Genomic DNA, 13,918 nt, shown 5'->3' with positions numbered 1-13,918 from the left:
AAGATTATACCACAAAAAAGCTATATTTTCACAACATTGTGTTTTCATATTTTTCACCAATTATCCATAGAAAAGCAAAAGATATAAATAAACATATAGACGCTGCTAAAAATAACTTGTTAAATCCTATAAAATCCATAATAGCTCCAAAAGAGGAAGGAGTAACTATTGCTGCCAGGGATGAAAAGAAATAATAAAGCCCTGTATATGTTCCTATTTTTTCAGCTGAAGTATAGCTCACTACAAGAGGATAAGAATTTATTGTAAATAAAGCATTAAACATTCCAGCAAAAGGCATCAAAATTTGGATTGTCCTAAAATCACGTACTATCATAAATATTAAAAATAAAATTCCTTGTCCAAAAGCTCCAATCATCATAGTTTTTCTTTTTCCTATTTTTGTAGCTATAAATCCAGCAGGTAAAGCAAAAACTAAAAATGCCAAAGCGTAAAAACCCATTGCAAAAGAAGAAACACTTTCGTCTATCCTTAAAGCTATTTTGCAATACCTTGTGAAAAAAGTTTCAACTGCAGAAAAACCTGCAATTGTCATAAAAATTGACAGGAGAGTATAAAAGGGTGCTTTATTTTGATCTTTTACCACAGTAGCAAGTGCCTTTAAAATACTCTGTTTTTCTTTTTTTTCCTCATTAACAACTATTTTAGGTTCTTTAATTGTTAAAAATAAAACTATAGGTATAATTAATGATAAAATCCCTGACAAAAAGAAGGGATATGCTTTGTTTATTTTATAAAGCTGAGATCCAATAAAAAATATTATTAATGAACCTAATCCTCCCATAAAATTTATGACTCCATTAGCTTTGCTTCTGTGCTCTTCTTCTACAATATCTGGCATTAAAGCTACCATAGGAGTCCTATACGTAGCTACAACAATATTAAACAACAAATCTATAACGAGAAGCGATAAAAGTTTTGTCTGAAGTGGAAGCAAAGCATATAAAACGCCAGCAAGAGGCATGCTTACAAGTATATATGGCATTCGCCTGCCTATTCTTGTTCGCGTATTATCGCTTAAAGCTCCAAAAAATGGAAGTATAAAAAGGTTAGCAATGTTGTCCCAACTCATTACAAACCCAATTAAAGTATTGCTTTTTGTAAAATTACCAAGAAAAATGGGCATATAGGCATTATATGCTGCCCAAATCATGGAAATTACCATAAAACCAAGGCCTAAATTAAATATCTTCAAATAATTCAATCGCGAGGACATATTATTCTCCCTTCTCTAAAAGATTTATCAAAGTTTGTGGGTCGTCAGTGATAATCGCATCAACACCTGCTTTTATCATCATTTCCATGTCTTCTTTCCTATCAACAGTCCAAGGAAATAATTTTATATTATTCTTTTTACATCCCTCTACTAATTCAGGTATTATATTAAAATAAAAAGGATGCAGAGAATACGCTTTCATTCGTATTGCCATGTGCCATGGTTCTACAAGCCCACATTGATAAAGAAGCCCAATTTTAAGCTCCGGTGCCATTCTCTTTACATCCCTTAAGCTATAATGGTTAAAAGAAGAAATAACTACTCTATCCTCAAAGTCATAATCTTCTATCGCTTTGATAAGCTTTTCTTCAATTCCTGGATAAAGTACAATTCCACTTTTTATCTCTATATTTACAATAAAATTTTTATGTCCAATGAGTTCAAAAACTTCATAAAGACTTGGTATTCTCTCACCTGCAAACTTCTTGTCAAATTTTATGCCAGCATCTAACCTCTTAAGCTCTTTTAAAGTAAAATCTTTAACAAAGCCAATTCCGTCTGTAGTCCTGTCTACCCTTTCATCGTGAATAACTACTAGTTGTCCATCTTTAGTAAGCTGCACGTCCAATTCAATACCGTCAGCTCCCATTTCTAAAGCACTTTTAAAAGATGCTAATGTGTTTTCTGGAGCATTTCTTGAATCTCCTCTATGGGCGATTACTAAAGGTTTCATAAATATGCCTCCTCATTTTTCAATTACTATACAAATTTTATCACATTTACCTTTAAAAACAAATTCACAAAATTAATTTTGCATAATAAGTTTGTTCTTTTCCATGAAGGAAAATTATTATTAAATTTTCTTTTTTAAAATCTGCTGTCACATCGTGTTTAAAAAATTCATAAACTATTTTTTTTGACAATTCAAGGCTGGAAAGTCCAACAGCTTGTGGAAGATTTTCTTTTAACCAATTTTCATCTTTAATATACTTTTTAAAAATCTCTTGACCTTTCTCATATTTTTCTTTTACACAATCAGGTAAATCTTTGGCAGCATTAAAATACAAAAAATCAAATTTTATAACGTCTTTTATTAAATCCTCATCAACATCGAGTGTTTCAATAGAAAATTTATATAAAATATCGTATAAGGCTTTTAATGAATGATTTTTATATAATAGCTCGTTTTCCTTCCAGTACTTATAAAATTCAAGATAAAAGTCAAATGGCCTTTCAAATTTATTCTCCAAATATTCAAGAGTTTTTTTAAATTTTCCGGAATTATAGTATTTGTTCAAAAGGAATGCTATACCTTTTAAAATGACTAACTCTTGATAACTAACATCCTTTGTATACAAGATCTCATAGGGGGGCTTATTATCATAAACTATTTTAAACTCCTCCACTTTTCTCATTAAAGGAGTACCTTTTAATACTTTTAAAAATCCCAACTGTATTTCATCAGGTTTTAAATTATACACATCATCAAAAGCTTTACTAAAAGTTTCAAAACTATCTTCAGGAAGTCCCGCTATCAAATCTACATGCAGTTTTATTCCCGCTTCTCTAAGCAGTTTTATTCCTCTCAAGGCTTTTTCAACTGCAGTAATACGAGATATTTTTTTTAAGCTATTCTTATTTGTAGTCTGAACTCCTACTTCAAACTGTATTCTTTTTTCCAACCCTTTTAATTCTTCTATAAACTCTTTATCCACAAGCTCAGGGTTAACTTCGCAGTGAAATACAGTATCTCCACCTATTTTTTTCATAATATTTAAAATCTCTCTTGCTCTCTTTCTATTTGAATTAAAAGACCTATCAATAAGTTTTAATATTTTCACATTTTTATCTACAAACCACTTCAAATCCCCTTCGACTTTTTCAAGGCTTTCATATCTCAATTTATTGTCAATAGAAGAAAGACAATAAGCACATTTAAAAGGACAACCTCTTGAGGTCTCATAATACACAAGCTTATTGCTCAAATCTTCCTCTTCCTCATAAGATATGGGAACTTCATTTAAGTTGACATAATCTTTTTGTGGTTGAATTACTATTTGCCCATCAACCTTATAGCTAATTCCTGCAACTTCTTTTATATCCCTTTTTCCTTCTAACGCTTCCAATAATTCTTTAAAAGCAATTTCCCCTTCCCCTAAAACTATGTAATCTATAAAGCCTTTTGACAAAAGATTATCTACATCATAAGAAGCCTCAGGTCCCCCCAAAACCAATATTACTTTCGGAAGTATTTTTTTTATATTTTCAGCCAAATTTAATGCTATTTCTATATTCCATATGTAACAAGATATACCTACTACGTCTGGTTCCTTTTCTACAACACTTTCTAGCATAAAATCTGTACTGTCATTTATAGTAGTCTCAAAAATTTCTATATCATAAGGATGACAAAACTTTCTTATATTTCTTATAGCAAGATTGGTGTGATAATATTTTGCATTGATTCCTACAAGAAGTGTTTTCATATATATCCCTCGCATTTTACTACATTTTACAAATATATAATATAAGTATTTATACAAAAAAGCAAATAATTTTATTTGCAAAACTATTTTTTCCTCTAATGAGATATAATATTGTTAGGTAAAACTTTGTGAAAGGATTGAAGACTATGTCTTTTATAAAATTCAATAAATTGTGGCTGACACTTATATTAATTACCACAATATTTTCTGCTTTATACCTTTATTATACATTATTTCCAGGAAATATACCTCGTGAAGTCTACAAATATTTTTCTCCTTTAGAAATATCAAAAGCGCAAAAGTATCACAGAATAAATCGATTGATTTACATAACTTCTTTTTTGACAAAAGCAGCTTTTTTGATATGGTTTGTATTTGGGAATAATGCTATCAAGCTTTCATATTATACTGAAAAATTAGCTTCAGGTAAATACTATGTGAATGTCTTTTTATATTTCATTGCCTTATGGGTAATTTTAAGGTTAATATCTCTACCCTTTAGCCTTTTAAGCCATTCTGTTCAAGTTGAATGGGGTTTTTCTGTACAGACAATGGCTTCTTGGTGGAGTGATTATTTTAAAAGTGCGGCTTTAGACTTTGTTTTTTCGTCAATGGGAGTATTGCTCTTATTTGTGGCTCTAAATAAATGGCCTAATAACTGGTGGGTAAGTGCTGCAGTCTTTTTGACGATAATTATGTTTGTGCAAATTTACGTCTATCCTACTTTTATAGCACCTTTATTTAATAAATTCACCCCAATCAAAGACCAAAAAATAATAAACATGGTAAAGGAAATATCAAAAAATGCGGGAATAAAAATAGATAAGATTCAAGAAATGGATGCAAGTAAAAGGACTACTCTTGCCAATGCCTACTTTTATGGATTTGGAAAGACAAGTAGGATTGTATTGTATGATACATTATTAAAAAATTATCCAGAGGATGAAATAAAGGCAGTTATAGCTCATGAAGCAGGTCATTGGAAAGAAAATCACGTATTAAAAAGTATGTTAATAGGCATAGTAGGACTTGTAATAGGCCTTTATTTTCTTAATATTTTAATTCACTCAAGCCTATTTCTCCCTTATGGTAAAAGAATGACTCCTGCTGTTTTAGCGATGATATATTTGTTTATACTACTTATAAATTTTGACACAAGTCCAATACAAAATTACATATCAAGGCAGATGGAAAAACAAGCAGATTTACTATCTGTAGAGTACCTTCGCGACAAAAAACTTGTAATAAAACTTCAGATTGACCTTGCTAAAAAAAGTTTATTGGATGTAGCTCCGCCGCCTTTTATAGAATGGTTTTCTTATTCTCATCCTTCTACAATGCATAGGATTAAATTAGTAGAAAGGCAAATATCGAGTAGGAGCTGAATAATTATTTTATTCAGCGTCCTCTCACACCACCGTACGTACCGTTCGGTATACGGCGGTTCATTAGGAATTGTGTACAATTAGATATCTTTGGGATAAACTCTTATAACCTATGCTTTCAAAGTATTTATTTGTAAGAGTCTTATTTAGGATTGGGCTATTGGATATTCTCCAGTAGCCTTTCCTTGTATTGGCGTATTCCCAGGCTTTTTGTTCTTCTACTCCTAGTTTTACTAAGTTATCATGCTTCGTTTTTATCTTCTTCCATTGTTTCCATATACATGCCCTTAGTCTTCGCCTTATCCATTCGTCAAGGGTTTTCATTATGCTTTTCGCGTCTGCTAATCCAAAATAGTTGACCCATCCTGTTGTTATTTGATTTAGTCTTTTTATTCTGTTTTCCATGCTTATTCCCTTGTTCCGATTGGTTATTTCTCTTACTTTTTCCTTAAACCTTTTGATGGATTTTTCATGGATTCTTATTCTTACTTCGTTTTCTTTTGTGTAGAATGAAAATCCAAGAAATTTTCTTCTCCATGGTCTATCTACAGCACTTTTTGCTTCGTTGACTTTTAGTTTTAATTTGCTTTCTATGAATTTCTTTATGCTCTTCATTACTCTGTTTCCTGCAGACCTGCTTTTTACATATATGTTGCAGTCATCTGCATATCGGCAGAATTTATGCCCTCGTTTCTCAAGTTCTTTGTCTAGTTCGTCCAACATTATGTTTGCTAATAGGGGACTTAATGGCCCTCCTTGGGGTGTCCCTTCTTCTGTTGATACTTTGACTCCGTTTATCATTACTCCTGATTCTAAGTATCTTCGTATTAACTTTAGTACCCTTTTGTCTCCTATCCGCTTTTCTAGTTTGGACATTATTATGTCGTGGTTTACTCTATCAAAGAACTTTTCTAAGTCCATATCTACAACCCATGTATATCCTTCATTTATATATGCTTCTGCGGCTTTTATTGCGTCTTTTGCACTGCGTCCTGGTCTAAATCCATAACTGCTATCAGAAAATGTATGGTTGTAGACTCTATTTAGTATTTGGGCTATTGCTTGTTGTATTAGCCTATCTAGTGCTGTAGGTATTCCTAGTAGTCTTACTCCTCCATCTGGTTTGGAAATTTCTACTCTTCGCACTGGTTGTGGTTTGTATTTCCCCTCCAGCAGTTGTTGTTTTATGGTTGCCCAGTTTTCTTTGAGATACGGTAGAAGTTCATCTACTTCCATCCCATCGACTCCATGGCTTCCTTTATTTGCAACAACGCGCTTGTATGCTGCTCTCATGTTTCCTCGTTCTACTATCATTTCAAGCATCTTGCTGGTATATCTTTGTACATCGTTTCTTCTATCTTTTGACGCCGATGATATACTATGCACTTCCGTTGTCTTTTGAAATTCCATTTCTCTATTCAACGGATAGCCTCTTTGTTGAGTTGTCTGCAGTCTCTGCATATCTTTCGAGTCCATAAGATTTCCAAAACCTCCTAACGTTCGGCCCTTCCTTATCTATTCATGACTAGATAAGTACTATGACCTCTGCTGACTTCTCAAGGTTCAACCATACATCACTGTATGGGTTGTCACTTCAGAGTTCACTTTAGTGACTTATCCTTGAGACCTCCCCGGGTAAGAACGATAACTTTCATCTCATATATCTGCCAGATTTACTGTATGGGATTCGGGTAGTGTTGGACTTCGTTTTGTTACGCAAACTCATCCATCCCAATTCAGCCTCTTATCTGGTTCTTGTTCATCAGACCGAGATTTTGCCTTAAGCTTCCTTCAGATTCCACCTCACGATGGACACCCTTGCTCTTGGCTAGTGGTTCCCACTACCAAGCCCACAGCGGACTTTCACCGCCTAGTTATCGCCCATGCCGGGCGCACATAAAAAAAAGGCCATCCTAAAGACAGCCCCTTTAATTTATGCTCTTATAAAATTTATCAACACCTCAGAGAACTTTTTTGCATCATCAAAATAGCAGGTATGTCCCAAATTTTCAAACACAAACAATGTACTGTTTTTAATATTATTTTTCAATATTTCCGCAAATTCATAGGGTGCAATTTCATCTTTCTTCCCCCATACAATCAATGTTTTTACATATATTTCATTTAATTTTTCTTTGTATTTATCTACATTTATGCTATCTACAATTGTCAAGCTTTTAAGCATATCGCCATATTTGAGAGCAAATTTTATAGATATCTCCCCACTAAAAGAGGGAGCTACAAGGTGAAAAGAAGATATATTTAATTTTTTTACAAATTCTAATAAAACCTCTTCCTTTTCTAAATCGCACTCTTCGGAAGAACCATATCCGGGAAACTCAAAGCATATCACCTTAAATCCTTGATTAGATAAATTTTCAGCTATCCCTGAATTTATCCAATCATAAGCATTGTATCTTTTGCCATGCAATAATATCACTGTATCTTTGCTACTCTCTTTATCTATTTCTAAATAATGAATTTTACTGCCTTTTATATTTACATACTCACCTTTTATAACCATTTAAATCACCTCTATATAATGAGTGAAAGCTCTGCTCCATCCCTTATCGCTTCTACTGCAGAAGCAACAGTTTTGCAGTCACCAATGAAATAATATCTGTTCTCATTTTTTAGTTCCTCAAATTCAGTATCAGGTAAATTTCCAACTGCTAAAACTACATCCTCCACTTTGACTACTTTATATGTGTCCTTGGAAGTATACATGAGTTTCCCCCCAGATATTTCTTTTATTAAAGCATTTGTGATTATATCAACTTTAAGTTCTTTTAATCTATTTAAAATCAGTTTTTTAACCATTGGGTATATCCCTTCGCCAACTTCTTCTTTCATTTCTAAAACTGTCACTTTTTTCCCTTTTTCAGCAAGGTATTCGGCTGTTTCAAGTCCAGTAAGGCCTCCACCAATTATTGCAATATCTCTTCCTTTTGGAATATTTCCCTCCAATACTTCAATAGCCATGTAGGGATTTATATCCGCATCCAAATTGATTTTAGCTGGCTTTGAGCCTGTAGCAATGACAATTTTATCATAAGGCATTTCTTTTATTTCCTGTAAACTTATTTTTTTATTTAAATGTACTTTGACATTGTATTTCTTTAAATCATTTTCCAGATATTCAATAACTTTTCCTATCTCTTGTTTATGAGGAGGCACTTTTGCTACATTTAGTTGTCCACCAAGTTTATTTTCTTTTTCAAACAAAGTAACGTTATGGCCTTTTTTTGCGAGATATTTGGCCGCAGACATGCCCGCTGGCCCGCCGCCAATTACAGCTATATTTAATGGTTTATCGGTCTTTACTTCAAATTCTTTTTCTCTTCCTACCTCTGGATTAATCATGCAAGAAACAGAAAGTCCTTTTTGAATGTATGCAATACACGCCTGATTGCAGTGAATGCAATACCTTATATCTTCTTCGTGTCCTTTTATCAATTTTTCCGCCAAATCCGGATCTCCTATGAAACCACGAGCTATCCCTATAAAATCAGCTATGCCATCCTCTAAAACTTTTTCCCAATCATAAACACTGCCGAGCTTATCAACCGCTATAACAGGTATAGTTACATTTTCTTTTATCCTCTTTACAATTCCAATCAAAGGCTTATCTTCAATCCCCATAGGAGAGATATGGTACTCCGATGTGGAAGATACACCTCCCGATATATCTAAAGCATCAGCACCATGGTATTCTAACAGTTTTGCGAATCTTACACTCTCTTCAATTGTAAAGCCTCTATCTGTAAAATCACTGCCATTAATCCTGCAAATTACCGTCATCTCCGGAATAGTTTTTTTAACTTCTCGCAATATATCAAGTGCAAACTTTGTCCTTCCTTCAAAATTTCCTCCGTATTCGTCAGTCCTTTTGTTTGTATCAGGAGATAAAAATTGATTTACAAACCATCCGTGAGCAAAATGCAACTCCACAGCATCAAAACCAGCCTTTTTCGCCCTTATTGCTCCACTTACAAAATCTTGTACAAAGCCTTGTATTTGTTGTTTTGTAAAATCTGATGGCTTGTATTTTGGATTGTGCATTGCAAGTTGAATAGCAGCTTGTGCCCCATTTTGGTGAATTACCTCCGATAATCTTCTAAGTCCCTGTATTTTGTCGTCATCATCTATTCCTATTTGATTTATAAAAAATTTCCCCAGCTTATTTACGTAACTTGCACCCACAATGACCAATGAGACACCTTTTGACCTTCTTTTATAATATTCCATTTCTCTTTCGCTTACAAACCCCTCATTTGATAAATTTGTAACAGTAGGCAACATAATTATCCTATTTTTTAACTTAATATTCCCTATTTTCCCTTCTTTTAATAACACATTGACCACCTCTTTCATAGTTATATTTTAAAACTTGCATTGACATAAGTAAAATAATATAATTTTATACAACATATAAGTGAAAACTTATGAGGTGGTTAATGTGAAATTTTAATTTCTTGACATAAGTTGCCATAAAAGTTACAATAATATTAATCATAAAAATCCTAGAGAGGTGAATTCTTATGAAAAAATTTGCCATATTAATTGAGAATATGTATGAAGAGCCAGAACTACTATATCCATACTATAGACTTAAAGAAGAAGGATATGAAGTACATTTAATAGGTCCAGAAAAAGACAAAGTATACACAGGAAAACATGGATATCCAATGAAAAGCACCCATGCTTCAAAAGATATAAAAGCAGAAGATTATGATGCAGTAATAATCCCTGGGGGTTATTCACCTGATTACATGAGAAGATGTAATGACACTATTAATTTTGTCAAAGAAATGGACAAACTACAAAAACCAATAGCGGCTATTTGCCATGGCCCCTGGATTATGGCTTCCGCTTGCAATTTAAAAGGAAAAAGAGTGACAAGCTTTTTCTCAATAAAAGATGACTTAATAAATGCAGGAGCCCAGTATGTAGATGAAGAAGTAGTTGTAGATGGAAATTTAATAACCTCCAGAACTCCAAATGATTTGGTGGCTTTTGTAAAAGCCATAATTGAAAAGGTTAAGTAAACTATATGTTTCACAAATTACTAACCCCGCCACTTAAAAGGCGGGGTTGTTATTTATTATATCATGCTTAAATGTTATGAATCCACATAATTTTCAAGGTAGCGAAGGTCTTTTATTATAATCTTTTTTCCATCTATCTCAATTAAACCTTCTTTTTTTAACTTATTTAGTCCTTTTGTAACCGTTACTCTATCACATCCTATTAAATTGGCAATATTCTCATGGGTTAAAGGAATATCTATTATATAACCTTTTTTTATCTTCTTGCCTTGTTGATAGAATAATCTAATTAGAAAATCGCACAGTCTTCCCATTGAATCTTTGAAAATTAAATCGCTCATCTGCATAGTAACAATTCTAAATTTTCTGCTCATGCTATGAGCAATATATTTATACATATCAGGATTTGTTTCCAGAATAGAACTTAATTTATCTTCAAAAATAATAGATATTTCACTATCTTTTATAGCTTGACCTTCAATTAAATCAAATCCTCCTCCTAAATAGGAAAATTCTCCAAATATTTCCCCTGGTTGCAACAAATAAAGGACTTTTATCTTTCCATTTTTATTTGAAATAAATTGCTTTATCAACCCTTTCGTTATTATGGCAATATATGGTTTGTTATAATTAATTGTTATAGTTTCATTTTTCAAAAAACTCTTTTTATATCCCTGTATAGCTATATTAAGGAAAAATTTTCTCATATCTTTCTGTCGATTTATATCAAACATTTCATTATATACCGAACTTATAGTCATCCCCTTTCAGCTCCCCACTTCTCTCCTGTTTGAAACAATAAAAATTGCACCAACAATTTTACTATTTTTACAATATGTTTAATTAAAAAAGTCAACCTTAAAATTTATTATACTATTTTCAAAATTATATTTCTATATTTTGATCTTTTATATCAAAAAAGCATGGAGCATAAAATCCCCATGCCTAAAATAGTTTCATCTATTTAGTAAAAATACCCTCCAATCACACGTTGCAATATAAATATGAGGCTCGTTTTTTATGTCCTTTTTATATACATAAATATCTACATATTCTTTCTTGCCATCCTCATAAAACACTTATCTTTTTTCTCTCAGATACATAATTTCATGATTATCTCCAAAATACAACTCTAATTCATCAATACTTGGCAAAACGCTGCCATCATCATAGAAAGTAATAATCTCTCCCCATATACAAATAATTTTTTTGTTTCTCCTAAATAACTGCTATCTACTTTTTTTTGCAATTACTTTTATAGCAGTTTCTATAGCTTTAACCATATCCCCTAAAGACATGGAAGGAGTATAAGGCTTATTCAAAACTTGCACTGGCAAATAAGGTATGTGAATAAAGCCTGCTTTAATATTTAATCCGTTTTTGTGAACATAATTGAGAATTCCATACATTAAATGATTGCACACAAACGTACCTGCTGTATTAGAAATTGATGCCGGTATATTTTCTTTTTTTATCTCTTCTACTATCTCTTTTATGGGAATAGTAGCAAAATAAGCTGGAGCACCTTCAGGGTCAATCGGGGTATCAATTGGTTGTTGCCCTATATTATCTGGAATTCTAGCATCATCAATATTAATCGCTATTCTTTCAACAGTTATATCATATCGCCCGCCAGCCTGTCCAATACTTAGAACTGCATCCGGCTTAACTTCCTTTATTTTTTCTATTACTTTCTCAACAGAAAGATAAAAAACAGTAGGAACCTGAATCTTAATTATCTCCGCACCTTCTATATTATCTTTCAAGTTTTTTAATACTTCATAAGAAGGGTTAATATTTTCCCCCCCAAAAGGATCAAAAGCTGTTACTAGTATTTTCATTATCATATCACCCTTTCATAAAAATATTAAAATGCCCAAAAATACATTAGTACTATGTGAATAATGAGCATGGCAATAGCTACAGGAACTTGATATTTTATAACTCCATATTTCTTATCTTCCATTTCCAATATTGCAGTCGGAACTATATTAAAATTCGCCGCCATTGGTGTCATTAAAGTTCCACAATATCCTGCTGTCATACCTAAAGCCGCTACTATCACCGGATTCCCTCCTTGAGCTATTACAAAAGGAATTCCAATTCCTGCTGTAATAACCGCAAATGCTGCAAAAGCATTGCCCATTATCATGGTAAATAAAGCCATTCCTAAGCAATAAGCAATTACCCCTAAAAGTATATTACCCTGAGGAATAATTGTCTTTATCCCACTTGCTATTACTTCACCTACACCTGCAACTGTAAAAACAGCTCCTAAAGCAGCAAGAAGTTGCGGTAAAATGCTTATAGGTCCTACTACTTCAAGCAATCTTCTACCATCATCAGCCATTTCTTTAACTTTCCCTTTTGTAATCACCAATGCTAAAATTGCTGCAACTACAGTTGATATCCAAAATGCAACAAGAGAACCAAGTTGTTTTGTCCATACTTGAGCAACAATAAATGTAACTATGCCAAGAGCCAAAGCTGGAACAAAAATTAGATTGCCAATTTTTTGTGACATTTGTTCTTTAAATTCTGAGGTTGATTCGTCAAATTTTCCAATTTTGACTAATCGAAATGCAGATAATAGAGTCAATACAATAACCATGTATCCTGTATATATATCAGGTATATAAATGTTTTTATTACCCCACAATAAGCCTATTCGACTAAATGTAAAAATTATTCCTAATAACCCCCAAAATAAAGCAGTAGGGATTTTTGAAGGATGATTTTTTTCTTTTAGTGTAGCATACGCTGAGTAAAAAGAAACTATGCCCATCATAATGTATAGGATTTCAGTTAAAGAATCCTTAAGCATTCAATACTCCTCCTTCCTAAGCATTTTACCTATTTTCTTTTTTGGACCTCGTTCTTATCCTATACTTTTGGTCAAATTTTCTGTCATAATAGAAAAACTGCAAAGTACCAACTACCATTATTATTAACGCGATAGGTATTGACGCTTTTGCGATATCTAAAGCTTCTACGGTATAGTTTAATTCTTTTAATACACCAACAATTAACAAAACACCTCCTGCTGCAACAAAAGCATTCTGCCCAAAGAAATTACCATAGTTTTCTACTGCAGCTTCTAACCCCTTAATTGTTTCATGGTCTTCGCTTTTTATTTCGCCATATCTATTCATTGCTGCCCCTTCTGCCATAGGTAATATCAAAGGTCGTATAAATTGTACATGTCCGCCAAGCCTTAAGCCGAACATCGCTGCCAATGTCCTAAGTGCTAAATATAAAGAAGTTACTTTTCCCACTGTAGCTGCTTTTATCTTTCCTATTACATATGCAGCCCTTTCACGGAGACCATACCTTTCAAGTATTCCAATTACAGGCAATGAGATAATAAATATAGACATATATCTATTGTCTACAAAAGCTTTTCCTAAAATTTCTACAATTTTATGAAAAGGTACCCCTGCCACCAGGCCAGTCACAATACCAGCAATTAAAACCACTGCTAAAGTATCGAGCTTCAAGACAAATCCCACAATAATGATTAAAATACCAATTAACTTAATCATAAACTATCCCCCTTTAAAATGGATTTATTTTTTGTAATTATATCACAATACATAAATAAAACTGTGGCCACGGCTACAATTTTATAAATTTTTAGTCATAATTATTTATAAATCCTGCAAATCCTATTTTTACCATGACACTTATGCATAAACTTTTATATCTTTTTAGGCCATTACAACAATTTTGTAGTAAAAAAGAAAAGCACTTAGGCAAATGAACCCT

12 protein-coding genes are annotated in these 13,918 nt (G+C 32.7%); 2 read left to right on the top strand and 10 right to left on the bottom strand.

The window, feature by feature from the left end:
• Positions 1-28: 28 nt before the first annotated feature.
• From THEBR_RS04925 to THEBR_RS04915, 3 genes are all read right to left on the bottom strand, one after another.
• Positions 29-1,234 carry an MFS transporter gene (locus THEBR_RS04925; RefSeq protein ID WP_009052275.1) on the bottom strand — a complete coding sequence of 402 codons (1,206 nt, stop codon included), beginning with the start codon at positions 1,232-1,234 and terminating at the stop codon, positions 29-31.
• A gap of 1 nt (position 1,235) precedes the next feature.
• A complete protein-coding gene (locus THEBR_RS04920) occupies positions 1,236-1,967 on the bottom strand; it encodes a glycerophosphodiester phosphodiesterase (RefSeq protein WP_003868821.1) in 732 nt (243 codons plus the stop codon).
• Positions 1,968-2,031: 64 nt separating this feature from the next.
• Positions 2,032-3,720, bottom strand: coding sequence for a B12-binding domain-containing radical SAM protein (locus THEBR_RS04915; protein ID WP_003868822.1), 1,689 nt, complete (start codon positions 3,718-3,720; stop codon positions 2,032-2,034).
• A gap of 146 nt (positions 3,721-3,866) precedes the next feature.
• Here THEBR_RS04915 and THEBR_RS04910 point away from each other — a divergent pair, with 146 nt between their 5' ends.
• Positions 3,867-5,105 carry a M48 family metallopeptidase gene (locus tag THEBR_RS04910; RefSeq protein WP_012269253.1) on the top strand — a complete coding sequence of 413 codons (1,239 nt, stop codon included), beginning with the start codon at positions 3,867-3,869 and terminating at the stop codon, positions 5,103-5,105.
• A gap of 63 nt (positions 5,106-5,168) precedes the next feature.
• Here THEBR_RS04910 and ltrA read toward each other — a convergent pair whose 3' ends face one another.
• From ltrA to THEBR_RS04895, 3 genes are all read right to left on the bottom strand, one after another.
• Positions 5,169-6,581: a group II intron reverse transcriptase/maturase gene (ltrA, locus tag THEBR_RS04905; protein ID WP_012269208.1), complete on the bottom strand. Its 1,413-nt coding sequence runs from the start codon at positions 6,579-6,581 to the stop codon at positions 5,169-5,171.
• Between the two features lie 457 nt (positions 6,582-7,038).
• Complete coding sequence (locus tag THEBR_RS04900; protein ID WP_004406808.1) at positions 7,039-7,629, bottom strand: alpha/beta fold hydrolase; 591 nt, start codon at positions 7,627-7,629, stop codon at positions 7,039-7,041.
• An 11-nt stretch (positions 7,630-7,640) separates the two neighbouring features.
• Positions 7,641-9,461 carry an NAD(P)/FAD-dependent oxidoreductase gene (locus THEBR_RS04895; protein ID WP_012269252.1) on the bottom strand — a complete coding sequence of 607 codons (1,821 nt, stop codon included), beginning with the start codon at positions 9,459-9,461 and terminating at the stop codon, positions 7,641-7,643.
• 185 nt (positions 9,462-9,646) lie between these two features.
• Between THEBR_RS04895 and THEBR_RS04890 the strand changes: the two genes are divergently transcribed.
• A complete protein-coding gene (locus THEBR_RS04890) occupies positions 9,647-10,153 on the top strand; it encodes a type 1 glutamine amidotransferase domain-containing protein (protein WP_012269251.1) in 507 nt (168 codons plus the stop codon).
• Between the two features lie 74 nt (positions 10,154-10,227).
• Here THEBR_RS04890 and THEBR_RS04885 read toward each other — a convergent pair whose 3' ends face one another.
• From THEBR_RS04885 to THEBR_RS04870, 4 genes are all read right to left on the bottom strand, one after another.
• Positions 10,228-10,914, bottom strand: coding sequence for a Crp/Fnr family transcriptional regulator (locus THEBR_RS04885; protein ID WP_012269250.1), 687 nt, complete (start codon positions 10,912-10,914; stop codon positions 10,228-10,230).
• Positions 10,915-11,382: 468 nt separating this feature from the next.
• Positions 11,383-11,994, bottom strand: a complete 612-nt coding sequence (gene pcp / locus THEBR_RS04880) for a pyroglutamyl-peptidase I (RefSeq protein ID WP_012268696.1) — start codon at positions 11,992-11,994, stop codon at positions 11,383-11,385.
• 26 nt (positions 11,995-12,020) lie between these two features.
• Positions 12,021-12,977 carry a DUF979 domain-containing protein gene (locus tag THEBR_RS04875; RefSeq protein WP_012269249.1) on the bottom strand — a complete coding sequence of 319 codons (957 nt, stop codon included), beginning with the start codon at positions 12,975-12,977 and terminating at the stop codon, positions 12,021-12,023.
• Positions 12,978-13,002: 25 nt separating this feature from the next.
• On the bottom strand, positions 13,003-13,695 hold the full coding sequence (locus THEBR_RS04870) for a DUF969 domain-containing protein (RefSeq protein ID WP_012269248.1): 693 nt from the start codon (positions 13,693-13,695) through the stop codon (positions 13,003-13,005).
• Positions 13,696-13,918 lie beyond the last annotated feature (223 nt).

This window comes from Thermoanaerobacter brockii subsp. finnii Ako-1, assembly GCF_000175295.2.
Taxonomy (GTDB): domain Bacteria; phylum Bacillota; class Thermoanaerobacteria; order Thermoanaerobacterales; family Thermoanaerobacteraceae; genus Thermoanaerobacter; species Thermoanaerobacter pseudethanolicus.
Note: the sequence above shows the minus strand (reverse complement) of the source record. Positions and strands in the feature narration are given on the sequence as shown.